Raw genomic sequence first — 23,390 nt, 5'->3', positions numbered from 1 at the left:
CCCGGGCCTGTCCGGCATCACCACGCTGAGCTTCAACTACAACTCCGCCGGTGTCCGCGTGATCGAGGCCATCAAGAACAACCAGCTGCACGAGGTGTACAGCGCCTCCGACGGCTGGCACGACGGCGTGATCCCCGGTGTCGGCGGCAACATCACCGCCCTCTCGGGCAAGATCGCCCCGGGCGGTGACCGCGTGATCCAGGCCATCGAGGACGGCAAGCTGCACGAGGTGCACAGCGCCGACGGCAACTGGTTCGACGGCCTGCTGCCGGTCAACAGCACTAACGTGACGGCCCTGTCGCTGGCGCTCCACTAGGACGACGCGCTCAGGAACCCGTGAAAGGGGCCTCCCGGCCGCTCGCACCGCGAGCGGCCGGGAGGCCTCCGGCGTTTCCGGGCACCGGCGCGCCCCGACGAAGACGAAGGGGCCCTACGGGTGCGGGCGGGTGCGCTGCGCCGGGAGGCTGGGGGCCTCGGTGCGGCGGGCGAGGTCCGCGAGGGTGTGGAAGAGGACGTCACCGAGCAGGACCGGGTCGCGCGAGGTGTCGGGCGCGTCCGGGCCGCAGGGGCCGGGACGGACGGTCGGGGGCGGCTGGTCACGGAGCTGGCGAGTGGGCATGGCTCTTCCTGCCGACGGGGTGGCCGTGGGCAGTGCCTGCCCGCCGTACGGTGCCGGGACACCCCGGGCGGGGGCGGATCGGCCGGAAACGGCGTACGAAGGGCCGGATCGGGCCGCGCCCGGCCCCCTGGGCACCTCGGGCCCCGGCCCCGACCGCGGCGGTGACCGGGCGGCGCCGATGGGCGAAGATGGACCGGTGACCGAACCCCGTAGCGCTCCGCGCCTCATCGCCACCGACCTGGACGGCACGCTGCTCTGCTCCGGCGGCACCGTCACCGACCGCACCGCCGCGGCGCTGGCGGCGGCCGAGGCGGCCGGGGTGCAGGTGGTGTTCGTGACCGGGCGGCCGCCGCGCTGGATGCAGCAGGTGAGCCCGCACATCGGCGGCCACGGGGTGGCGATCTGCTCGAACGGCGGCGCGGTGGTGGACGTGCGGCGCGGCGAGCTGCTGGAGTCCTTCCCGCTGCCGGTGGAGACCACGCTGGCGGTGGTCGAGGTGCTGCGGGCCAAGCTGCCCGGCACCGCGTTCGCCTTCGAGTACCCGGGCGGCTGGGCCCGCGAGGCCGACTACGCGGTGCCGATGTGGGGCGACGACCTGGGGCAGGCGGTCGGCTCGGCGGAGGAGCTGCTGGGGGCCGACGGGCCGGTCCGGGGCCTGTTCAAGCTGCTCGCCAAGCACCCGGAACTCGACCCGGACACCTTCCTCACCCAGGCCCGGTCGGCGGCCGGGCACCTGGCCGAGATCACCCGCTCGGCGCCGATCCCGCTGCTGGAGATCAGCGCACCCGGCGTCACCAAGGCCAGCACGCTGGCCCGTTGGTGCGCCGGACACGGGATCGACCGGAGCGAGGTGGTGGCCTTCGGCGACATGCCGAACGACCTGGAGATGCTGGCCTGGGCCGGCACCGCGTACGCCGTCGCCAACGCCCACCCGCAGGTACTGGCGGCGGTGCCGCTGCACACGGTGAGCAACGAGCAGGACGGCGTCGCGGCGGTGCTGGAGGAGCTGCTCGGACTCGGCCGGCCGAGCAGCCCCACGCGATAACGCCGTCCGCACGCCGACGCCGAGCGGTCTGCCGTTGGCGGCGCGCAGCACCCAGCCGACGCAGCGGTCGGCCGCCGGCACGATCAGCAGCCGCGGACCGCGCCGCTCAGCGGCCATCGGTGCGTCTCGGCGGCACTGCGCGCTCGGGAAGGTCGCGCGGTGGCTGCTTGGCGAGCAGCACCACGAACCGCCGGAAGGCGTTCTGGCAGGTCGCGTACCGTTCGTACGCGCGGCTGGAACGCACCTCGGGGAGGTTGCGCGACCCGGGGATGACCCAGACCCAGCCGATGCCGTCCCGGACGTGGGTGATGCGGGCGGTCAGTTCGGCCGCCCCGACCCGCAGGCCGTCGAACCCGCGCTCGGCCTCGCCGGCCGTCTCGAACGCGGCAGGGGTGATCGCGACCACCCGGCCGTTGGGCGCCTTCAGTTGCCAGCGGTAGCGCCCGTCCGCGGCCCGTTCGGCGCGGAACCCCCCTCGAATTGCCCCTGCTGCGGTGTGACCGCGGCCGGAAGCGTCCACTGCCCCTCCGTCCGGTTACCTTCCGGTTTCCCCTCCGAGACGGAGCAAAGCTATGTGTGCACACAGAGCCGCCGAAAGCCCAGAACGTTCACAACTTGCGCTGTTGGTCGGGAAGTTCTCTCTCGTTTAACTTTCACTTGTCTTTGCCGAACGGCCCGGAGGGCGCGTTCAGAGCCGGGCCGTCCAGCGCACCCTGGCGCCCTTCCGGTGGGGCCCGCTCTCGTGCCAGGCGTCGCCGCCGAGCGCCTCGGCGCGCCGGGTGAGGTTGAGCAGTCCGCTGCGCCGGCCGCCCCTGGGGATGCCCACGCCGTCGTCGGTCACGGTGAGCAGCACGCCGGGCCGTCCGGTCCGGTCCAGCGACTCCGGGTCGCCGCCGACCGGACGGCCGTCGTCGCCCAGGTGGACGGTCGCCTCGACCTCGACGCCGACCCGGGAGGCCCGGGCGTGCCGCGCCGTGTTGGAGAGCATCTCTCGCAGTGCCGCCAGCAGTTGACGGCCGGTCTGCTCGCCGACCAGGCTCTCCACCGGCCCGACGAAGCTCACCGAGGGCTTGAAGCCGAGTGCCGCCGCGGCCTGGCTGGCCTCCCGCAGCACCCGGGTGCGCAGGGTGTCGGGCGCGTCGCCGTGGTTGTCGTGCTGCAGGGCGTAGATGGTGGTGCGGACCTCCTGGATGGTGGCGTCCAGTTCGTCGACCGCCTTGCCGATGCCGGTCCTCACCTCGGGGACGACCGCCCGGCGGGCCGCGCTCTCCAGCATCATCCCGGTGGCGAACAGCCGTTGGATCACCAGGTCGTGGAGGTCGCGGGCGATCCGGTCGCGGTCCTGGAAGACGGCCAGCCGCTGCTGGTCGCGCTGGCCCTCGGCGAGCCGCAGGGCGAGGGCGGCCTGCGAGGCGAAGGTCTCGGCAAGCTGCTTCTCGCTGTCGGTGAACGGCAGCGCGCCGCACGGCCGCCAGACGCAGAGCCCGCCGAGCACCCGCCCGGCGGCGACCATCGGCACGGCCATGGACGGGCCGAAGCGGCGGGCGAGGCGCATCACCACGGTCGGATCGCTGGACATGTCGTCCAGGTAGACGCTCTCCCCCGCCAGCAGCCGGGCCGCGAAGCTCTCCTTGGGCAGCAGCTCGCCGCGGACGAACTCGGCCACCTCGCCGGAGGCGTGGGCGACCCGCATCTGCCCGTCCCCCTCGCCCTCCGGACCGGTCGGCAGCAGGATCATGCCGAGCGCGGCGTTCGCCAACTCCCTTACCTGCTCGGCCGCGACGGTCAGCGCCGTCTCGGCCTGCTCGGCGGAGAGCAGCGCGGTGGTGACGGCGGCGGCGCCGGCGATCCAGCGTTCGCGGCGGCGGCCCTCCTCGTACAGCCGGGAGTTCTCGATCGCCACGCCGGCCGCCGCGGCGAGCGCGTGCACGACCTGTTCGTCCTCGGGGGTGAAGGCGCCGCCGCCCTTCTTCTCGGTGAGGTAGAGGTTGCCGAACACCTCTTCGCGGACCCGGATCGGCACGCCCAGGAAGGTCTTCATCTGCGGGTGGTGCGACGGGAAGCCGGAGGAGCGCGGGTCCGCGCCGAGGTCGGCGAGCCGCAGTGGTTCGGGCCGGTCGATGAGTGCGCCGAGGATGCCGCGCCCGGCGGGCAGTTCGCCGATCGCGGCGGCGGTCCCGTCGTCGACGCCGACGTGGATGAAGTCGGCCAGGCCGGTGCCGCCGGGGGCGATCACGCCGAGCGCCGCGTAGCGGGCGTCGACCAGTTCGGCGGCGCCGGTGGCGATCCGGTGCAGGGTGGCGTGCAGGTCCAGTCCGGCGCCGATGGAGACCACCGCCTCCAGCAGCCGCTGCATCCGGTCGGTGACGGCGGCGGCCGACTGCAGGCGCTCGGCGACCTCGGTGACCAGGGTGTCCAGGCCGAGCGAGGCGATCTCGGGCACCCGATGGGGTGTCGGCTCGGAGGCGGCCTCGGGGAAGTCCGGCGTGGGGTCCATGAAGAAAGCCTAGTTTGTACGGTTTTCGGACGAAGGGCGGCACGACCGGCGACGTGACGGGACCGGCACGTCGGGTGCCAGTACGACGGGCACCGGCACGTCGGGCACCGGCACGCCGCTCAGCGCCCCACCGGCTCCAGCAGCCCGTCCGCCTCCCGCTCCCGCCGCCACATCGCGTGCAGCCGCCCGTCCGGGTCGGCGACCAGCTCCGACCAGCGGCCCCGCTCGGCCACCCGGCCGCCGTCCAGCACCAGCACCTCGTCCACCGTGGCGTCGTCCAGCCCGGCCAGCCGGTGGGTGATCAGCACGGTGGTGCGGCCCTCGGTGGCGGCCAGCAGGTCGGCGGTGAGGGCGTCGGCGGTGGGCAGGTCGAGGTGTTCGGCGGGCTCGTCCAGGACCAGGACGGGGAAGTCCGCGAGCAGCGCCCGGGCGAGCGCGAGCCGCCGGCGCTGGCCGCCGGAGAGCCGGGCGCCGTGCTCGCCGACCATGGTGTCCAGGCCGTCCGGCAGGCCCTCGGTCCAGTCCAGCAGCCGGGCGGCGGCCAGTGCGGCGCGCAGTTCGTCCTCCGCCGCGCCGGGCCGGGCGAGGCGCAGGTTCTCCCGCAGCGAGCTGTCGAAGACGTGCGCGTCCTGCGCGCAGAGCCCGATCACCCGGCGGACGTCCTCGCCCGCGAGCGCGCGGCTGTCCACAGCCTGTGGACGGCCGTCGGCGAAGGTGACGGTGCCGGCGCTCGGCTCCAGGAAGCGCAGCAGCGCCTGGGCGAGGGTGGTCTTGCCGGAACCGGACGGGCCGACCACCGCGATCCGGCGCCCGGGGGCGAGGTCGAGGTCCACCCCAGCGAGCGCGTCCACCGCCTGCCCGGGGTGCCGTACGGTCAGCCCGCGCACGGCGACGGGCAGCGGCTGCTCGGGCAGCTCCACCGGTTCCGCGGGCTCGGCGACGGGCGCCGGGGCGTTCAGCACCTCGTCCAGCCGGGCCTGCGCGGCGCGGCTGCGCTGGCGGGCCTGGACGGCGAGCGGCATCCCGGTGACGGCCTCGAAGGCGGCCAGCGGGGTCAGCACCACGACGGCCAGGCAGACCGGCGCCAGCACCCCGGCGCGCACCCCCTGGACGCCGACGGCCGCCGCCGCCGTCACGGTCAGCCCGGTGAGCAGCGCGATCAGCCCGGTGCCGAGCGCCGTGGTGGCCGCCGAACGGGCGGCCAGGCGGGTCAGCGCGGCGTCGGCGGCGCGGACGGCGGCCAGCCGGCCGGGCAGCGCGCCGGCCACGGTGAGTTCGGCGGTGCCGGTGAAGGCGTCCACCACGGCGGTGGCCAGGCGTCCGCGCGCCGGGGCCTGCCGCCGCTCGGCCCCGGCCGACCAGCGGGCGGCCAGCGCGGGCACCACCGCGCCCGCGAGCAGCAGCCCGAGGCCGAGCACCGCGCCGGCGGCGGGCAGGAAGGCGCCCAGTGCCACCGTCGAGGCCAGCGCGACCACGCCCGCGACGGCGGCGGGCAGCCGCCAGCGCAGGTAGTGGTCCTGGATCGCGTCCACGTCGGCGACCAGCCGGGAGAGCAGGTCGCCGCGCCGGAAGGCGGGCAGTCCGGCCGGGGCGAGCACGCTCAGCCGCCGGTAGACGGCGGCCCGCAGGGTGCCGAGGGCGCGCAGCACCGCGTCGTGCGAGACCAGCCGTTCGGCGTAGCGGAAGACGCTGCGGCCGATGCCGAAGGCCCGCACCGAGGTGACGGCCATCATCAGGTAGAGCACCGGCGGCATCTGGGAGGCCCGGGAGATGAGGTAGCCGGAGGTGGCCATCAGCGCGACGGCGCAGCCGAGGGCGAGGGCGCCGAGCAGGATGGACAGGGCCAGCCGGGGCGTGCTGCCGGTCTCGGCCCCGGGCTCCTCGGCCTCCTGGGACACGGCCGGGGCGGGGGCGGGCGTCGGCTTGCCGCTGTGGGCGAGCGGAGCCACCGGGCCGGTGGCCACGACGGAAAGGGGCGGGGCGAGCCGGACCCGCTGGTCCGCGACGGCGAGCAGCGCGGGTCGGTGCGCGACGATCAGCACGGTGCGCGCCGGGTCCTCGGCGAGCGTCCGCACGGCGTCCACGACGGCGGCCTCGGAGGCGCCGTCCAGGTTGGCGGTCGGCTCGTCCAGCAGCACCAGCGGCCGGTCGTCGGCGAGCAGCACCCGGGCGAGCGCGAGGCGCTGGCGCTGTCCGGCGGAGAGCCCGGCGCCGTCCTCGCCGAGCAGCGCGGCCAGGTCGGTGACGAAGTCGAGCGCGTGCGCGGCCCGCAGGGCCGTCCACAGCTGCTCGTCGGTGGCGTCGGGCCGGTAGAGCCGCAGGTTGTCGGCGACCGTCCCGGCGAACAGGTGCGGGTGCTGCGGCACCCAGGCGATCTGCCGCCGCAGGCTCTCCGGCTCCAGCTCGGCCGGGTCGTACGACCGGCCGTCGGCGGCGGTGATCCGGACGGTGCCGGTCTCGGGGGTGGTGAGGCCGAGCAGGACGGCCAGCAGGGTGGACTTCCCGGCGCCGCTCGGGCCGGTGAGGGCGGTGGTGGTGCCCGGGCGCAGGGTCAGCGCGGCATCGTCCAGCGCGGGTACGGCGCGCCCGGGGTGCCGTACGGTCAGGCCCTCGACGGAGATCACGGCGCCGGTCAGGGCGGGGGCAGGGACGGTCCCGGCGGCGGGCAGCGGGGTCTCCAGTACCCGGAAGAGTTCGTCGGCGGCGGTCAGTCCCTCGACGCTGGAGTGGTAGAGCGCGCCGACCTGGCGGATCGGGGCGTACACCTCGGGGGCGAGGACCAGGATCAGCAGCCCGGTCTCCAGGTCGAGGGTGCCGTCCACCAGCCGGAAGCCGACGGTGACCGCGACCAGCGCGACGGAGAGGGTGGAGAGCAGTTCCAGGGTGAAGGAGGAGACGAAGGCGATCCGCAGGGTGCGCAGGGTGGCCCGGCGGTAGTCGGCGGTGATCCGGGCGATGGTGGTGGCCTGGGTGCGGGCCCGGTTGAACACCTTGAGGGTGGGCAGGCCGGCGACCACGTCGAGGAAGTGGTGCGAGAGCCGGGCCAGGGTGTCCCACTGCCGGTCCATCCGGGTCTGGGTGGCCATCCCGACCAGCGCCATGAACAGCGGGATCAGCGGCAGCGTCCCGGCGATGATCGCGGCCGAGGTGAAGTCCGTGCCGACGATCCGCAGCAGCACGATCACCGGGACGACCACGGCCAGCGCCAGCTGCGGCAGGTACCGGGCGAAGTAGTCGTCCAGCGCGTCGACGCCGCGGGTGGCGAGGGTGGTGAGTTCGCCGGTGCGCCGGCCCGCCAGGTAGGCCGGGCCGAGCGCGGTGGCGTGGTCGAGCAGCCGGCGCCGCAGGGTGGACTTCACCCGGGCGACGGACCGGTGCGCGGTGAGTTCGGTGAGCCAGCCGACCAGCCCCCGCCCGACAGCGGTCAGGGCGAGCAGCAGCAGCGGCGTGGTCAACTCGCCGAGCGTCGCGCCGCGCTGGAAGGCGCGGACGACGATCTCGGCGATCAGACTCGCCTGGGCGACCACCAGGGCCGCGCCGGCCGCGCCGAGGAGCACGGATCCGGCGAGGAAGACCCGGGTGGTGCGGGCGTACCCGAGGAGGCGGGGGTCGACCGGCTTCATCGCGTCAGGCCCGGTCGAGCGGGGCGGCCGGGGCGGCGGGGGCGTGCCCGGGGATGTGCTGGACGCCGATCCGCTTGCGGAACACCCAGTACGTCCAGCCCTGGTAGAGCAGCACCAGCGGGGTGAACACCGCCGCCACGATGGTCATCAGCTTCAGCGTGTACGGCGAGGAGGCCGCGTTGCTGACGGTCAGGCTCCAGCCGTCGTTCAGGGTGGACGGCATGACGTTCGGGAAGAGCGCCAGGAAGAGCATCGCGACGGCGGCCACGACGGTCGCCCCGGAGAAGACGAACGCCCATCCCTCGCGGCCGAGCTGGTTGGCGACCAGGGCGGCGGCCAGGGTGGCCACGGCGATCACCAGGGCGGCGAGGCTGCGGCCGTTGCCGCTGTCGTGCTGGGTCCAGACCAGGAAGACCAGGGCCAGGACGGCGGTGGCCAGTCCGGCCCGCAGGGCGGCCCTGCGGGCCCGCTCGCGGATCTCGCCGACGGTCTTGAGCGCGGCGAACACCGAGCCGTGGAAGGTGAACAGGGCGAGCGTCACCAGCCCGCCGAGCAGCGCGTACGGGTTCAGCAGGTCCGCGAGGCCGCCGACGTAGTTCTTCTGCGCGTCGATGTCCACGCCGCGCACGATGTCGGCGAAGACCACGCCCCAGAGGAAGGCCGGGAGGAGCGAGGTCCAGAAGATGGCCTCCTCCCAGTTCCGCTGCCAGCGGGCGCCGTCGCGCTTGGCCCGGTACTCGAAGGCCACGCCGCGGATGATCAGGCAGACCAGGATCACCAGCAGCGGGATGTAGAAGCCGCTGAAGAGCGTCGCGTACCAGTCCGGGAAGGCGGCGAAGGTGGCGCCGGCGGCGGTGAGCAGCCAGACCTCGTTGCCGTCCCAGACCGGGCCGATGGTGTTGATCAGCACCCGCCGCTCGGCGGTGTCGCGGGCCAGCGGCTTGGTCAGGATGCCGATCCCGAAGTCGAAGCCCTCCAGGAAGAAGTAGCCGATCCACAGGACCGCGATCAGCACGAACCAGACGTCGTGGAGTTGCATGTCAGATCCTCAGTTCCGCAGTGGTCCTCGGTCGTCCGGTGCCTCAGTACGCGAAGGCGAGCGGCTTGTCGGCGTCCTCGTCCGAGGACGGTCCGCGCAGCGAGGGGTCCTTGGTGGGCGGCTGCTCGGTCACCACCGGGCCGGCCTTGGCGTACTTGACCAGCAGCCGGACCTCGACGACCGCGAGGATCGCGTACAGCGTGGTGAAGGTGGCCAGCGCGCCGATCTGGGTGCCGAGGCCGACGTTGGGGGAGACCGCGCTGGAGGTGGTCATCAGGCCGAAGACGGCCCAGGGCTGACGGCCCATCTCGGTGAAGACCCAGCCGAAGCTGTTGGCGATCAGCGGGAAGCCCATGGTCAGGATGCCGATCCGCCAGCTCCACTTGGTCAGCTGCGGGCTGAGCTCGCGCTTGGGGGTGAGCATCAGCCGGGGCACCTCGGTCTCGCCGGTGCGGAACTCGGGGCGCAGGAACAGCTTCTTCCGGGTGGTCCAGAGGCCGATCAGGCCGGCCAGGAAGGAGGTCATCCCGAAGCCGATCATGAGGCGGAAGCCCCAGTAGGTGACGAAGATGCTCGGGATGTAGTCCTTGGGGTTGCCGCCGTGCTGGGCGGCCTCGGCGGCGGCGGTGTCGTTGATGCCGGGGACGGAGGAGCTGAAGTCGCTGTGGGCGAGGAAGGACAGCACCCCGGGGACTTCGAGCGCCACCGAGTTGTGGCCCTTGCTGACGTCGCCGACCGCGAAGATCGAGAACGGCGCGGGCGACTGGGTGTCCCACAGCGCCTCGGCGGCGGCCATCTTCATCGGCTGCTGCTCGAACATGACCTTGCCCAGCTCGTCGCCACTGAGCGCGGTGCCGGCGCCGAAGACGACCGCGAGCACCAGGCCGAGCCGCAGCGAGGTGCGCATCGTGGCGGTCTTCTTGGCGTCGGCGGTCTCCGGCCTGCGCTTGGCCTTCCAGAGGTGGAAGGAGGAGATGCCGACCATGAAGGCGGCGCCGGTGAGGAAGGCGGCGGTCAGGGTGTGGGCAACGACCGTGAGGGTGGTGTTCTGGAACAGCACCTTGGTGATGTCGGTCAGCTGGGCCTTGCCGGTGGCCGGGTCGATCGCGTAGCCGACCGGGTGCTGCATCCAGGAGTTGGCGGCCAGGATGAAGTAGGAGGAGAGCACGGTGCCCAGCGCGACCATCCACATGCAGGCGCAGTGGATCTTCCTCGGCAGCTTGTCCCAGCCGAAGATCCACAGGCCGATGAAGGTGGACTCGAAGAAGAAGGCGATCAGCGCCTCCATCGCGAGCGGGGCGCCGAAGACGTCTCCGACGAAGCGGGAGTAGTCGGACCAGTTCATCCCGAACTGGAATTCCTGGACGATTCCGGTGACCACGCCCATCGCGATGTTGATGAGGAAGAGCTTTCCCCAGAACTTCGTCGCGTGGAAGTACTTCTCCTTCTTCGTCCGCACCCAGGCGGTCTCCAGGCCGGCCACGACCGCGGCCAGGCTGATCGTGAGCGGAACGAAGAGGAAGTGGTAGACGGTGGTGATGCCGAATTGCCATCGCGCGATGGTCTCGTGAGCGATTGCCAGTTCCACGTCGCCCTCTCTCCCAACCTGCCCGTGTGATGACGGGCGCATTCCGGACAGACTTCTTCTCCAGCCGTGGACCGTTGCCGGACCACGCAGGCTTGTCCGCTTGTGAACGTGAACACGTTCACAAGCATCAGTATCCACCATCCTTACGGGGGAACTGCAGGTGGGGTGGGGTTGACAGTCCTGTGCGATGCGTCACGGTTTGCGGTGCGGTCCGCACAGTCTGCGGATCCGCCGGGCCACGGGCAACGAACGACCGGGCGGATGACACCGGGTTCTTGGCCGAACCGGCGCTTGACAGGCCGACGCCCCGCTCGCCACAGCGAACGGGGCGTGCTACGGACGGGTCGTTCGATGCCGTCCCACCTGCGGCTGCGGTCAGGCGCCGCCGTCCTGCGTGCGGCAGCGGTCAGGCGCGGCCGTCCTGCGTGCGACTGCGGTCAGGCGCGGCCGAGGAGCTGGGCGCCCGAGGTGGAGTCGGCGCGGGCCGTGAAGAACTCGGTGAAGCCGTGCAGGAACTCCTCCCGGGTGATCCGCCCGTCCCCGTCCGTGTCCAGCTGGCGGAAACCGTGCGACAGCTCGGCCGGATGCACCCGCTCGCCGCCGAACACCACGCGGTACTCGTCGAACTCCAGGAACCCGCTGCCGTCCGTGTCGGCCGCGGTGAACACCGCCCGCAGCGCCGGCAGCAGCCCCTCCTCCAGGTACGCCCCGTCCCGGTCGCAACCGGCCACCGTGGCGGCCACGAACTCCTCCCGGCTGACCTTCCCGTCGCCGTTGGCGTCCATCACCGCGCGCAGCTGCTCCCACCAGCCCTCGAAGGCCTCGTACACCCGGGCCTCGGCCGCCTCGTCCAACTCCAGCTGCCAGCACACGTTGTGCGCCATCGCCCGCAGGTCGTGCGCGGTGATGAAGCCGTCGCCGGTCTGGTCCAGCACCTCCCGGAAGAACCGGTCCACCCGGGGCCCGCGGGCGTCGCGCCGCGGACGGTAACGGCGCTTGCCCGGGTCGGCCCGCTCCGGCTCCGGGGAGCGGTAGCGCAGCCGGTCCGGCAGGCGCGGCACCAGCGCCCCGACACCGCGGTGCAGCACGACGGACAGCACCGCGCCGCGCCGGGTCGCGGCCAGCCCGAACCGCTCCCGCACCACCGGCGGCAGGTCCGCCACCGTCAGCTCGGTGATCGCCCGGGCCACGAGACGGCGCACCACCCGCCAGCCGGCATCCCCGAGGAACCACAGCCGGCGCGGCCGGGGCGCCTCCCGCAGCAGGCCACCCATCAAGTAGCGGGCCGCCTCGGTGAACTCCAGCTTCTCCCGGGCGTACCGGGCGAAGTAGGCGGGCAAGTCCTCGGCCGTGGCGGGCAGTTCGCCCTCCGGCAGGCCGAAGGCGGCGACCGCCTCCCGGAACTCGCCGTACACCTGCTCCAGTTGGGCCGCGTCGTACGGATCGCCACCGAGGCGCCGCATCGCCACCACGCACTCGAAGAGCGTCAGAAGCACCCACGCCCTGGTCGCCGCGTCCCGCGCGTCGTACGACCGCCCGTCCGGCGTCGTCCCCCGGATCCGCTTGTGCGCCCGGTCCAGCCGCGCGATCTCCCGCCGCAGCGCCTCCGCGTCCTGGTAGAACAGCCGCCGCCCGCTCTCCAGCGTGTGCTCCACCCGCCGCCACGGATGCGCCCGGTACGTCGAGTGCTCCGCCATCCCGGCCCCCACCACCGGATCCGCCGCCTGCAACGCCAACAACCGCCACGTCACCAGCCCGATCCGCCACTCGGACAGGTCCCGCCTGAACGACACCCCCCGATCAGCCACGACGCTCACCGGTGGTCCCGGGGCCGATCACGAACCCCTTGGCAGGGCCCTCCGGAATCACGGCCTCCTTGCCGTAGGGGATACGAGTCGCGGAGGTGTACTCACGGCATTCCGAGTCGGGGCCATGGCGGCTGCCGCCGGTGGGTGACACCGTGAGGTTCTCCTCGATGATCTCCACGCGATAGCCCTCGGGAACGTCCGAGGACTTCCACATGTCCCACAGCACCTGGTCCAGGTTCACGACGGTCCCCTCAGCAACGAGCGCGCTCATTGAGACACCTCTTTTCCCGTCCAGCCTGATCAGCCCGTGCGAGTCCGCACAAGCAACGGCTGCACGGTCGCATACGACCGGGGGGGCTGACCGGGTGAATGGGGCGGGTTCACTCGATCGAGGAGTTTCGGGGCCGGAAACGCCGAACCGCAGGGCGGGCCCGGGGCCTGTCCCTGCGGTTCGGGTGGGGTGCTGTGGTGGTTCGCGGCCTCCTCCCGAACGGGCGCGAACCGGGTGGGTCAGGAGGTCGAGCGGGCGGCCGGCTTGCGGCGGGAGACGTAGAGGGCGGCGGCGCCGAGGCTGATGGCGAGGCCCGAGCCCAGGGCGAGGTACGGGGTGGCCGGGTTGGAGCCGGTCGCGGCGAGCTCGGTGGTCGACCCGGTGGTGGTGACCGCCTGCGACGTGGTCACGGCCTGCGAGGTGGTCGCGGCGAGCTCGGTGGTCGATGTGGTCGACCCGGTCGAGACGGTGGTGGCGGTCGAGGCCTTGGTGGTGTCCGCGGCCGGGGTGACGGTGGTCGGCTGCTCGACCGGCTTCTCGACGGGCTGCTCCACCGGCTTCTCCACCGGCTTCTCGACGGGCTGCTCCACCGGCTTCTCCACCGGCTTCTCGGCAGCCGCCTTCGCGTCCGCGAGCGCCTTGTCGGCGGCGGCCTTGGCGGTGGCCGCGGCCTCGGTGGCGTCCTGGGCGGCGATGACCTTGCGGAGCTCGGCGATGCGGTCGTCGTCCAGTGCCCTCTTGGCCGCCTCCACGGCGGCCTTGGCCTCGGTCTCCGCGGTGTGGGAGGCGTTGGCGGCGTCGAACGCCTTCAGCATCGTCTCCCTGGCCTTGGCCAGGTCCTCTTCCTTGGCCCGGCCGTACGCGTCGGCGGCTTCCCCGGCAGCCTTGTCGAGGGCCTCCCTGGTCGCGGTGGCCTTCGCGGCGGCGGCCTTGGCCTTCTCGTAGTCGGCGCGGAGGGCCTCCGGGAAGGTGTAGGCGTCGAACTTGGCCTTGAGGTCGGCCTCGTGGGCCTTCGCCGCCTCGTAGGCCTTGGCGGCGTCGGCGGCGGCCTTCTCCAGTTCGGCGATGGAGCCGCTGCCGTTCTGGGACTGCGCCGTCGGAGCCGACTCCGCGAAGGCGGGTGCCGCGGAGAGCATGGCTGCGGGCGAGATCACGGCGGCGATGACGGCGGCCGAGACCAGCGAACGGCGGAGTTTCACAATGACCTCTTTCGGGTCGGAAAGAAAGCAAAAGCCTTGGTCCGGACAGGTTGTGACGGCCAGGCAGGGCTGATCATAGGCACACGCTTTCTTTACGCTCCATGCCGGTTTCCGGCAATGAACGCGCCGCCGAATTGCCTGGTCCACCGGAGAATTGACGTGTCGACAAAGAACCCGAAATCCGGGCTCAGAAGGACCGGTCGCCGTTGTCGGGCAGTTCGACCCGGAATGTCGCGCCCGCGCCCGGCGCGGTCTCCAGGCTGAGGGTTCCGCCGTGGGCGTGGGTGAGGGCGGTGGCGATGGCGAGGCCGAGTCCGGCGCCACCGCCGTTGTCGCGGCTGCGGGAGGCGTCGACGCGGAAGAAGCGGTCGAAGACCCGCTGGGCCTGCTCCGCGGTCAGGCCGGGGCCCGCGTCGGCGACCTCGAGCAGGCAGGTCCCGTCGGGCCTGGCGCCCACGCCGATCCGTACCGGGGTGCCGGCCGGGGTGTGCTTGACCGCGTTGCCGACGAGGTTGGTCACCACCTGTCGCAGCCGTGCCTCGTCGCCGAGGACGGGCGCGGCGCCGGGCGCGCCCGTGCCGGCGGGACCGGTGAGTGCGACGGGGCGGCTGGGGTCGAGCGCGGTGAGGTCGTGCAGGGCGTCGGCGGCGAGGGTGCGCAGGTCCATCGGGGCGAGGTCGAGGGGGCGTTCCTCGTCCAGCCGGGCCAGCACCAGCAGGTCCTCGACCAGGGCGCCCATCCGGTCGGCTTCGCTCTCGATGCGGGTCATGGTGCGTTTGACGTCGGCCTCGGTGGGCAGGGCGCCCATCCGGTACAGCTCGGCGAAGCCGCGGATTCCGGCGAGCGGGGTGCGCAGTTCGTGCGAGGCGTCGGCGACGAAGCGCCGCATGCGGGCCTCGGACTCGGCGCGGGCGGCGAAGGCCGCCTCGATCTGGGTGAGCATCCCGTTGAGGGCGATCGACAGTCGTCCGACTTCGGTGCCCGGGGAGAGTTCGGGCATCCGGTGGGACAGTTCGCCGGCCGCGATCAGTTCGGCGCCGGCTTCGATCCGCTGCAGCGGCCGCAGTCCGGCCCGTACCGCGAAGAAGCCGAGGGCGGCGATCAGGAGCAGGACGGCGCCGCCGATGGCCAGGAAGGAGGTGCGCAGTTTGCCGAGGGTGGCGTCGGTGTCCTCGCGGGAGACGGCCACCATGACGTGGGTCGGGGTGACGGCCGGCGAGGCGAAGGTGCTGGGGCCGGCGGTCTGCCCGCGGGGGGTCTGGAGCGGCAGCACGAGGACCCGCCAGCGGTGGTGGCCGCGCTGGTCGGGCAGGTCGAAGGGGGTGTCGGGGGCGGTCCGGGCCGGGTCCAGGCCGACGAGTTGGGGCGCCGGGTCGGTGTCGGAGACGGGCTGGCGCATGACCGCCTGGACCTTGCCGTCCGAGGACAGGAACTGGACCAGGTACTGGCTGGGCAGGCTGGTGCGTCGGCCGGTGGGGGCGGGCCGGCCGGGCGTCGGCGCGGTCACCTGGGCCGGGGGCTTGCGGGACAGCGGCAGCCCGTACCGCTGGAGCTGTTCGTCGAGTTGCTCCACCAACTGGGCCCGGACGGTGCCGAGCACGAAGGTGTCGCTGACCGCGAGGCCGGTGGTGACCAGGACGAGGGCGAGGACCAGGAGCCGGGCGCGCAGCGACAGCCGGGAGGAGAAGCGGGCGAACACGTTCGTCGGTACCGGGTCAGCCCTGCGGGGGGCGGCGCAGGGCGTAGCCGATGCCGCGCACGGTGTGGATCAGCTTGGGGCCGTGCGCGGGGCCGGAGTCGAGTTTGCGGCGCAGGTAGGAGATGTACGACTCGACGATGGAGAGGTCGCCGCCGAAGTCGTAGGCCCAGACGTGGTCGAGGATCTGCGCCTTGGAGACCACCCGGCCGACGTTGGCCATCAGGTAGTGGAGCAGTTTGAACTCGGTCGGGGAGAGCGCGACCGGGGTGCCGGCGCGGGTGACCTCGTGGGCGACCGGGTCGAGGCTGAGGTCGGCGACGACCAGCCGGCCGTCCTCGGCGGGTCCGCCGGCCCGGCGCAGGATGGCGCGGATCCGGGCGATCAGCTCCTCCAGGCTGAAGGGCTTGGTGACGTAGTCGTCCGCGCCCGCGGCGAGGCCCTGGACCTTGTCGCCGACGCCGTCCTTGGCGGTGAGGAAGAGCACCGGCAGGTGGTCGCCGGGGTGCCCGTGGGCCGGTCCGGCTATCTGGCCGCGGCTGGTGCGCTCGCGCAGCTTCTCGACGACGGTGAAGCCGTCGAGGTCGGGGAGCATCACGTCGAGCACGACGAGGTCGGGGCGCTCGGCGGCGATGAGGTCGAGCGCTTCGGTGCCGCTCGCGGCCGAGGCGACCCGGAAGCCGGAGAAGCGCAGCGAGGCGGCGAGCAGTTCGCGGATGTTGGGCTCGTCGTCCACGACGAGCAGGAACGCCTCGCCCTGGCTCCCGGCCGCCGAAGGGGCGCCTGGTGTGGTGACAGTGCCTTGCACGGGGCTTTCGCCTCCCGGTCGGACGATGACGTTCAGCATGAGGCTAGCCCCCGGAGGCTACGCGGCATGGATGAATGTTGGATTAACACCTTATCGGTCGGTTTTACGACGACAAGCCCATAGACGGGCGCTCGGTGGTGTGCGCACGGGCGTGAACACGCCCAGTGCGCCCCCGGCAAACAGTGCCCGCTCCCGCGCCACCACCGGTATGACCCACCTCACTTCCGCGCGGACGGGACTCCGTCCACCCGGTGCGGATCCGTCCACGGCCGGAGCTTCTCCGGGTTGCGCACCACCCAGATGTGGGTGATCCGGGCCTCGACGATCCGGAACGCGATCACGGTGTCGGTGACGCCGCCCCGCTGGGCGACCAGTCCGGGCCGGCCGTTGACGGTGCACTCCAGCAGCGTCGTCTCCGGCGCGACGCGCGAGGAGTCCAGGTAGGCGCGGGCGATCCGCTCGCTCCCGGTCAGCGGCTTCAGCAGGGCGCCCGCCAGGCCGCCGCCGTCGGCGACCACGATGGCATCGGGATCGAGCACGCCCATCAGCGACTTGAGGTCCCGCGCCTCCCAGGCCCGCTTGAACTCCCGGACCACACCCGCCTGCGCGCTCGTCGGCGCCACCGGGGCCTGCGCGGCACGGACCCGGCGGCGGGCGGAGGAGGCCAACTGCCGGCAGGCCGCCGGCGACCGGCCGACGATCGCGGCCACCTCGGCGAACGGGTACCGGAAGACGTCGTGCAGGATGAACGCGACCCGCTCGGCCGGCGTCATGGCCTCCAGGACGACCAGGAAGGCCATGCTGACCGACTCGTCCAGGATGATCCGGTCCGCCGGGTCCGCCGCCGTCGCCGTCGCGGAGGACGACCACTCCCGGTGCTCGGGCAGCGGCTCGGGAATCCACTCGCCCACGTAGCGCTCCCGCCGCATCCGGGCCGAGCCGAGGACGTTGAGGCAGATGCGGCTGGCGACCGTCGTCAGCCAGCCGCCGGGCGAGCCGATCGTCTCCCGTTCCCGCCGGGGCATCGCGTACCAGCGGGCGTAGGTCTCCTGCACCACGTCCTCGGCGTCCGCCAGCGAACCGAGCAGCCGGTACGCCAGATTGATCAACTGGCGCCGCTCGCCCATGATCGCGCCCGGCCCCGGATCGGGCCGCTCCACCGCTTCGTCGTCTCGCATCCGTCCCCGCCCCTTCGGATCGTCGGTCCCGCTCACTCTTACGACAGCACAGGACAGCGGATCGTGACGGCCGATGGATGTGACGTTCGACCCGCCGTCTCGCGTTCCGACCCGGCGCCTCACATTCCGACCCGCCGCTTTGTCGTACCGGTCAGAGGGAAACCAGGAACACACCAGAGACCGAGGAACCTGATGAACGACTTCCAGACGATCGCCGACCGGGTCGAGATCCAGGCCCTGCAGAGCGAGTTCACCGACGCCGTGACGATGCGCGACGGCGACCGCCTCGCCGGGCTGTTCACTCCGGACGGCGCGCTGCGGATGCCCAACGTCCCCATCGAGCTGGTCGGCCCGGAGCAGATCCGGGCGGGTCGCCAGAAGCTGCAGGAGCAGTGGGACTTCTTCATCCAGAACACCCACCCCGGAGCGATCCGGATCGACGGCGACACCGCCACCGGCCGCGCCCACATGTACGAGCTGGCGCGCCTGAAGAACGGTTTCCAGGGCTTCAACCACGCCATGTACCACGACAGCTACCGGCGCACGGCGGACGGCTGGCGGTTCACCGAGCGGGTCTACGAGCTGCTGTACCTCGACACCACCCCGCTGACGGGCTCCGCGCCCCGGTCGGCCCGGGCCTCGTTCACCGACCCGGCGCCCGCCGAGTGCCTGGAGCGGGTGGCCGCGGCCCTGACGGCGAACGGCTTCACCGTCGAGATCCTCGACGGCACCGCCGCCGCGCGCGCCCGGGTCGAGGAGCTGATCCCGGCGGACGCCACCGTCTTCACCTCGGCCAGCGAGACCCTGCGGCTGTCCGGCATCGAGGAGGCCGTCAACGGCGGGGACCGCTACCGGGCGGTCAAGCCGCGTGTGTCGACCATGGACCGGGTCACCGAGGCCGACGACCTCCGGCGGATGATCGCCGTTCCGGACGTCGTGGTGGGCAGCGTCACCGCCGTCACCGAGACCGGCTCGCTCGTGGTCGCCTCCGCCAGCGGCAGCCAGCTGCCGTCCTTCGTCGGGGGCGCCGGCCGGGCGATCTGGGTGGTCGGCGCGCAGAAGGTGGTCCCCGATCTGCCCACCGCCCTGCGGCGGGTGGAGGAGCACGCGCTCCCCTTGGAGACGGTCCGCTCCGAGGCCGCCTATGGACAGCCCAGCGCCGTCAACCAGTTGCTGGTCCTCACCGCCCCGGCCCGGATGACCCCGGGAACCGTCCTGCTGCTGCGCGAGGCCGTCGGCTACTGAGGAACCCCTCGGCGCAGGAAGTCGACCGGGCCGACTTCCTGCGCCGTGGGGCGCCTCGGGTGCTCCACGTTCCCAGCTACGGTTCGAGGCGGTGCGGCCCCCGGAACAGGAAGGTCGCCTCGCGGATCGAGGGCAGCCCGAGCGCGAGCATCAGCAGCCGGCCGAGCCCGAGGCCCAGGCCGCCGTGCGGCGGGGTGCCGTAGCGGAAGCAGTCCAGGTAGCCGGAGAGGGGCCCGGTGTCCATGCCCTTCTCGCGGGCCTGGGCGACCAGCCGGTCGTACCGGTGCTCGCGCTGGGCGCCGGTGGTGATCTCCACGCCCTTCCACAGCAGGTCGAAGGACTCGGTGACGGTCGGGTCGTCCTCCGGCCGCAGGTGGTAGAACGGCCTTACGGAGGCGGGGAATCGGGTGACGAAGACGAACTCGTGCCCGGTCTCCTGCTCGATCAGCGCGCACAGCGCACGCTCGCCCTCGGGGTCGAGGTCGTCCTTCACGCCCTCCGGGTCCCAGCCGGTGGCGCGCAGCCGGGCCAGGGCGTCGGCCATCGTGATGCGGGGGAACGGCAGCTCCGGGACGACGACCGGCGTCCCGAAGTGCTCGGCGATCGCCTCGCCGTGGCGCTCGGCCACCGCGGCGAGGACGCGGTGCAGCATCCGTTCCTCGAAGGCCATCACGTCCTCGACGCCGTCGATCCAGGCGATCTCGACGTCGACGCCGGTGAACTCGGTGGCGTGCCGGGAGGTGAAGGACGGCTCGGCCCGGAACACCGGCCCGATCTCGAAGACCCGGTCGATGCCGCCGGCGATCGCCATCTGCTTGTAGAACTGCGGCGATTGGGCGAGGTAGGCGGTGCGGCCGAAGTAGCCGACCTCGAACACCTCCGCGCCGGACTCCGACGCGGTCCCCATGAGCTTGGGCGTGTGCAGCTCGGTGAACCCCTCCTCGACGGTCAGCTCGCGCATCGCCCGCTCGACGGTGGTCTGGACGTCGAAGACGAGGTGCTGGGCGGGGCGCCGGATGTCGAGGAAGCGCCAGTCCAGGCGCTGGTCGATGCCGGTCTTCTCGTCGATCGGCAGCTTCGGCTCGGCGAGCGAGACGATCTCCACCTGCGACGGGACGATCTCCAGACCACCCAGCTTGACCTGCGGGTTCGCGACCACCTTGCCGGTGACCTTCACGGCGGACTCGACCGTCACCCGTTCGAAGGAGGCCTCGATGACGTCGTCCTCACCACCGCGCGGATGGGTGACCTGGACGAGGCCGGTGTGGTCCCGGACCAGGACGAACTGGAGGCGCCGCTGCAGCCGGAGCGTGTTCACCCAGCCGTAGACGGTGACCGTCTCGCCGATCCGTGCGTGGAGGTCTGCGACAAGGGTGCGCGTCATGGCGGCAACTCCCTGGGTTGCGGGCGCGTTGGTCGCGCCGACGACGGGCGGTAAACGGCCGCCCGGGGGACGCGCTCACCGTAGAGGATCACGCTCCACCGCGTCGCGCACATTTCTCCCTGTCGGCTCCTTGCGGGGAGCAAGGAGCCGACCGAGCGGATCGCCGGGGGGGAGCTACCGAGGCTGCTGCTGTTCCCAGACCGACTTGAGGAGTTCGTACTCGACCTCGCCGTGTTCCGATCCCGGGATGGACTCCGGCCAGTCGCCGTGGAAGCTCCGGAGGAAGGACAGGCCGCACTTCTCTATCACGCGCCGGGAGGGGGTGTTCACGGCCATGGTGTTCGCGGTGATCCGCCGGACCGCCAGGTCGGTGAATCCCTTGTCGATCAGGGCGCGCGATCCCTCGGTGGCGTAGCCCTTGCCCCAGGCCGCCCGGTTCAGGCGGTAGCCGAGTTCGACCACGGCGGGGTCGTGGTCGTCGAGGGGGCGGAGTTCGAACCAGCCCAGGAAGGTTCCGGTGGCCTTCTCCTCGGTGGCCCAGAAGCCCCGGGTCCCCGAACAGGGGTGGTCGTGGAGGAGCCGGGGAAGGGTCCGCGTCCGGATCGCCTCGGGGTCGGCCGGCTTGCCGCCGTTGATGAAGCGCATGACCTCGGGGTCGTTGTCCAGCGCGAAGAGGTGGTCGGCGTCGGCCTCGGTGAACGGGCGCAGCACGAGCCGTTCGGTCTGCAAGAAGGGATCCGGGAAGGGATGCATCCTGCGATCCTCACCAGGTGCCGCCGGGCCCGCCATCGAATATCCGGGGCGGGCCGCCGCCGGGTCTCAGCCCATGCCGAACCAGTCGTGGACCGGCCGCACCTCGACCGCTACGACGTGGAAGTCGAGGACGCGTGCGGCGATCTCCCGGGCCCGTTCCGGGGTCGCGCAGTCGATCACGTAGTACGCGGTCAGGTGTTCGGCCGCCTCCTTGAGCGGCCCGTCCGCCGTGGTGGTCCCGTCGCTGTGCCACCGGAGGGTGGTCGTGTCCTTCGGGTAGGCCAGCCCGGCTCCGTTGAGCATCTCGCCGGTGCCTTCGAGGTCCTGGTGGAGTGCTTCGTGCCGGCGGAACACGTCGGCGCGCTGCTCGTCGGACATCGCCGCGGTCGCTGCGGGATCGGCGTACATCAGCACCATGTACTTCATGCCGCGATCCTGCCCCGGAACCCGGTGGCCGTCGGTGATTGCCGCGCAGGAAGTCGGACGGGCCGACTTCCCGCGCGGACAATTCGCCGGGTCCGCGCTCGATATCGAGGCCAAGTCGACTCTTGCGCACAGGAGTTGCTCGTCGCTGTGGAGAACGTTCGCCATGCCCGATCTGCCCTTTCCCGGCTGGTCACAGGCATCGGGGCAGACCGGTCGCCTACGCGGTGAACGCACCAAGGACCGTCCGGTCGTCTTATTTCCCCCCGCGACCGGCGCCCCCGATGCTCCCGAAAGGTGTGAACACACGGTCAAGGCTTGTGAATCGATGACGTGGGAAATTCGTGGGGACCCCGCTGAGGGTTCACCCCTCCTCGGGGAAGGCGGCGCTCAGCGGGGAGGTGCGGGCGAGGACGGCGGCAGAAACCAGGGCGAGGGCGGAGAGGCCCTGGAGGACGGCGTACCAGGTGGGGCAGAGGCCGGGGATCAGATCCACACCGACGATGGCGATCGGCATGATCGTGACGAGGGTGCGGACGCGGTCGAAGGCCTTGGCCGAGCCGGCGGCGGCCCGGCTCACCAGCCGGTGGATCAGCGGGGCGGCCCCGAGGAGGACGGCGCCACGGATCCACATGAACGGGGTCGCCTCGTGGCCGGTGAACGCCATCACGGCGACCGTGCCGAGAACGATCGCGCTGACGACGCCGAAGAGCATGATGCACGTCTTCACCGTGGTGAAGCCGTCCCGGGTGGTCGTGGTCGCCATGGTCCTTCTCCTCCGTGTCGTGGTGGAAACGACGCTACGGAGCGCGAGCCGGGCCACCTACGGGTCCAGCCGTACGGGTGGGTGGGTCTGGGCCCACCCTCGCCGCCGGAACGGCGTGTTGCTGTCGGCCATCAGGGTTAACGGCCGTCCCGCCTTGCCCACCCGCTGGCGTGCCTGGTGAGGCGGCAGGCTCCTTCAGGCTGAAGTGGTGGCACCCATTCCCACCCTGGCCGGAGAGACAATCCCATGAGAACTTCCCGCACGGTGACCGCCCTGGCCGCCGCCGCCCTGATCACCGTGCTGTGCAGCGGCTGCTCCAGCAGCAAGAGCACGACGTCTGCCGCCGGCTCCTCACCTGCGACGACGACCATGGCGGGCTCCTCCGGAAGCCCGACCGCTGCGGCGACGTCGACGGAGAGCGCGAGCCCCTCCGCCGGAGCAACCGGCGGCGGCACCGTGGTCGCGGCGGCCACCATCGGCAAGTACCAGAACATCCTGGTCGACTCCCAGGGCAAGACGCTCTACCTGTTCGAGGCGGACACCTCGCCCACCCCGACCTGCTACGACGCGTGCGCCGCCGCCTGGCCGCCCGTCCTGACCACCGGCGCCCCCACCGCCGCGAACGGCGCCGACCAGGCCAAGATCACCACCGCCACCCGCAAGGACGGCAAGACCCAGATCGTCTACAACGGCCACCCGCTCTACTACTTCGAGGGCGACAAGGCGCAGGGCGACACCAACGGCGAGGAGTCCAGCGCCTTCGGTGCCAAGTGGTACGTGGTCAACGCCGCAGGGGACAAGGTCGAGGGCAGCTGATCCGATGCACGCCGTCGAACGGCCGCCCCGCCCCCGGCGGGCCACCGGCCTCCTGTGGGCACTCCTGCCGGTGGCGGTGACGGCCGGCCTCTTCTGGTACGGCCGGGCACACACCCCCGACTACGCGAGCAGCCTCTTCGGCCACCGCTTCGACGACGCCAACCAGCTCAAGGCCCAGCTCGGCACCGCCCTGCTTGGCCTCGCGCTGGTCCAGCTCCTGCTGGCGCTGTGGATGTACGGCCGGCTGCCCGGTCTACGCGCCGCGCCCCGGTCGGTCCGGACCGGGCACCGGCTGGTCGGCCTGGGCGCGCTCCTGCTCTCCCTCCCGATCGCCTACCACTGCCTCACCGCCTACGGCGTGCAGCTGACGGACAGCCGGATCGCGCTGCACTCGCTCGCCGGGTGCTTCCTCTACGGCGCGTTCGTCGCGAAGGTCATCGTGGTCCGGCACCGCCGGCTGCCCGGCTGGGCCCTGCCCGCCGCCGGGGGAGCACTGATCGTCCTGATCGCCCTGCTCTGGTACAGCGCCGCGCTCTGGCGCCTCAACGACTACCACGTGCCCGGCCTGTGAGCTTCTGACCGGGCAACGCCGACGGCCCCTTGCGTGTCTGCAAGGGGCCGTCTGCCTGTCT

Annotated in this window: 21 protein-coding genes; 5 read left to right on the top strand and 16 right to left on the bottom strand. The window is 72.4% G+C overall.

Annotated elements, in window-relative coordinates:
* Positions 1-316, top strand: a 316-nt coding sequence (locus tag ACZ52J_RS03880) for a hypothetical protein (RefSeq protein WP_465615578.1), incomplete at its 5' end; no start/stop codon positions are given.
* Between the two features lie 114 nt (positions 317-430).
* Here the strand turns inward: ACZ52J_RS03880 and ACZ52J_RS03875 are convergent.
* On the bottom strand, positions 431-619 hold the full coding sequence (locus ACZ52J_RS03875) for a hypothetical protein (RefSeq protein ID WP_465615576.1): 189 nt from the start codon (positions 617-619) through the stop codon (positions 431-433).
* A gap of 178 nt (positions 620-797) precedes the next feature.
* On the opposite strand from ACZ52J_RS03875, the gene ACZ52J_RS03870 reads away from it, so the two are divergent.
* A complete protein-coding gene (locus ACZ52J_RS03870) occupies positions 798-1,664 on the top strand; it encodes an HAD family hydrolase (protein WP_396288980.1) in 867 nt (288 codons plus the stop codon).
* Between the two features lie 106 nt (positions 1,665-1,770).
* Here the strand turns inward: ACZ52J_RS03870 and ACZ52J_RS03865 are convergent, their stop codons facing one another.
* The 11 genes from ACZ52J_RS03865 to sigJ all read right to left on the bottom strand — a co-directional run bounded on the left by ACZ52J_RS03865 (position 1,771) and on the right by sigJ (position 17,371).
* Positions 1,771-2,184, bottom strand: coding sequence for a YegP family protein (locus tag ACZ52J_RS03865; protein ID WP_360498017.1), 414 nt, complete (start codon positions 2,182-2,184; stop codon positions 1,771-1,773).
* 168 nt (positions 2,185-2,352) lie between these two features.
* Positions 2,353-4,161, bottom strand: coding sequence for a sensor histidine kinase (locus ACZ52J_RS03860; RefSeq protein ID WP_465615573.1), 1,809 nt, complete (start codon positions 4,159-4,161; stop codon positions 2,353-2,355).
* Positions 4,162-4,280: 119 nt separating this feature from the next.
* Positions 4,281-7,784, bottom strand: coding sequence for a thiol reductant ABC exporter subunit CydD (gene cydD / locus ACZ52J_RS03855; RefSeq protein ID WP_465615571.1), 3,504 nt, complete (start codon positions 7,782-7,784; stop codon positions 4,281-4,283).
* 4 nt (positions 7,785-7,788) lie between these two features.
* The gene (gene cydB / locus ACZ52J_RS03850; protein WP_465615569.1) at positions 7,789-8,823 is read right to left on the bottom strand and encodes a cytochrome d ubiquinol oxidase subunit II; all 1,035 of its coding nucleotides are present in this window, start codon (positions 8,821-8,823) and stop codon (positions 7,789-7,791) included.
* A gap of 43 nt (positions 8,824-8,866) precedes the next feature.
* Complete coding sequence (locus ACZ52J_RS03845; protein ID WP_465615567.1) at positions 8,867-10,411, bottom strand: cytochrome ubiquinol oxidase subunit I; 1,545 nt, start codon at positions 10,409-10,411, stop codon at positions 8,867-8,869.
* A 437-nt stretch (positions 10,412-10,848) separates the two neighbouring features.
* Positions 10,849-12,204: an oxygenase MpaB family protein gene (locus ACZ52J_RS03840; protein WP_465615565.1), complete on the bottom strand. Its 1,356-nt coding sequence runs from the start codon at positions 12,202-12,204 to the stop codon at positions 10,849-10,851.
* 7 nt (positions 12,205-12,211) lie between these two features.
* On the bottom strand, positions 12,212-12,490 hold the full coding sequence (locus tag ACZ52J_RS03835; protein WP_465615563.1) for a hypothetical protein: 279 nt from the start codon (positions 12,488-12,490) through the stop codon (positions 12,212-12,214).
* A 239-nt stretch (positions 12,491-12,729) separates the two neighbouring features.
* A complete protein-coding gene (locus ACZ52J_RS03830) occupies positions 12,730-13,689 on the bottom strand; it encodes an LAETG motif-containing sortase-dependent surface protein (RefSeq protein ID WP_465615561.1) in 960 nt (319 codons plus the stop codon).
* A gap of 187 nt (positions 13,690-13,876) precedes the next feature.
* On the bottom strand, positions 13,877-15,388 hold the full coding sequence (locus ACZ52J_RS03825) for a sensor histidine kinase (protein ID WP_465615559.1): 1,512 nt from the start codon (positions 15,386-15,388) through the stop codon (positions 13,877-13,879).
* A 16-nt stretch (positions 15,389-15,404) separates the two neighbouring features.
* Positions 15,405-16,193, bottom strand: a complete 789-nt coding sequence (locus ACZ52J_RS03820) for a response regulator transcription factor (protein WP_465615557.1) — start codon at positions 16,191-16,193, stop codon at positions 15,405-15,407.
* A gap of 218 nt (positions 16,194-16,411) precedes the next feature.
* Entirely contained in the window at positions 16,412-17,371 is a 960-nt protein-coding gene (gene sigJ, locus ACZ52J_RS03815; protein WP_465615555.1) for an RNA polymerase sigma factor SigJ, read from the bottom strand.
* 192 nt (positions 17,372-17,563) lie between these two features.
* Between sigJ and ACZ52J_RS03810 the strand changes: the two genes are divergently transcribed.
* Positions 17,564-18,616 (top strand): nuclear transport factor 2 family protein, encoded by a 1,053-nt coding sequence (locus ACZ52J_RS03810; protein ID WP_465615553.1) that lies wholly within the window; start codon positions 17,564-17,566, stop codon positions 18,614-18,616.
* Between the two features lie 76 nt (positions 18,617-18,692).
* Here the strand turns inward: ACZ52J_RS03810 and aspS are convergent, their stop codons facing one another.
* From aspS to ACZ52J_RS03790, 4 genes are all read right to left on the bottom strand, one after another.
* A complete protein-coding gene (gene aspS, locus ACZ52J_RS03805) occupies positions 18,693-20,000 on the bottom strand; it encodes an aspartate--tRNA(Asn) ligase (RefSeq protein WP_465615551.1) in 1,308 nt (435 codons plus the stop codon).
* A 174-nt stretch (positions 20,001-20,174) separates the two neighbouring features.
* On the bottom strand, positions 20,175-20,753 hold the full coding sequence (locus tag ACZ52J_RS03800; RefSeq protein ID WP_465615549.1) for a GNAT family N-acetyltransferase: 579 nt from the start codon (positions 20,751-20,753) through the stop codon (positions 20,175-20,177).
* A gap of 66 nt (positions 20,754-20,819) precedes the next feature.
* Positions 20,820-21,179 carry a YciI family protein gene (locus ACZ52J_RS03795; protein ID WP_465615547.1) on the bottom strand — a complete coding sequence of 120 codons (360 nt, stop codon included), beginning with the start codon at positions 21,177-21,179 and terminating at the stop codon, positions 20,820-20,822.
* A 361-nt stretch (positions 21,180-21,540) separates the two neighbouring features.
* Entirely contained in the window at positions 21,541-21,942 is a 402-nt protein-coding gene (locus ACZ52J_RS03790; RefSeq protein ID WP_465615545.1) for a hypothetical protein, read from the bottom strand.
* Between the two features lie 246 nt (positions 21,943-22,188).
* Between ACZ52J_RS03790 and ACZ52J_RS03785 the strand changes: the two genes are divergently transcribed.
* Both ACZ52J_RS03785 and ACZ52J_RS03780 read left to right on the top strand, forming a co-directional pair.
* Positions 22,189-22,758, top strand: coding sequence for a COG4315 family predicted lipoprotein (locus ACZ52J_RS03785; protein WP_465615543.1), 570 nt, complete (start codon positions 22,189-22,191; stop codon positions 22,756-22,758).
* A 4-nt stretch (positions 22,759-22,762) separates the two neighbouring features.
* Complete coding sequence (locus tag ACZ52J_RS03780) at positions 22,763-23,329, top strand: DUF6529 family protein (protein WP_465615541.1); 567 nt, start codon at positions 22,763-22,765, stop codon at positions 23,327-23,329.
* Positions 23,330-23,390 lie beyond the last annotated feature (61 nt).

The organism is Kitasatospora sp. NPDC034035 (assembly GCF_055575755.1).
The sequence above is the reverse complement of the archived record's forward strand: the minus strand, read 5'-3'. Positions and strand labels throughout refer to the sequence as shown.